The following is a 249-nucleotide window of genomic DNA, read 5'->3' as shown; positions in this document are numbered from 1 at the left end:
TTTTACAGCGTGGTTTAAGCCGTGTCGATCAAGTTTTTGATCAATGGCAGAAGAACCAACAAACCAAACGTCTAGAACTGGAACGCCAAGCGGAAATGAAGCGACAGCAAGAATTAGATAAACAACGAGCCGAGCAAGCACTCCGCAAGGCATCACAAAAACTAGGTAGAGGCGGAATGTCATTATGAGTAATCAAAATGATCTAGATGACCAGTTATATATTTTATTGGCATCCATGAAGGAATATAG

Annotated in this window: 1 pseudogene; it reads left to right on the top strand. The window is 41.0% G+C overall.

Annotation, left to right across the window (positions count from 1 at the left end):
• A pseudogene (locus tag ACG94X_RS16920) lies at positions 1-188 on the top strand (MobQ family relaxase); the annotation flags it as partial.
• Positions 189-249 lie beyond the last annotated feature (61 nt).

It is taken from the genome of Acinetobacter psychrotolerans (genome assembly GCF_048552595.1).
Taxonomy (GTDB): domain Bacteria; phylum Pseudomonadota; class Gammaproteobacteria; order Pseudomonadales; family Moraxellaceae; genus Acinetobacter.
The sequence above is the reverse complement of the archived record's forward strand: the minus strand, read 5'-3'. Positions and strand labels throughout refer to the sequence as shown.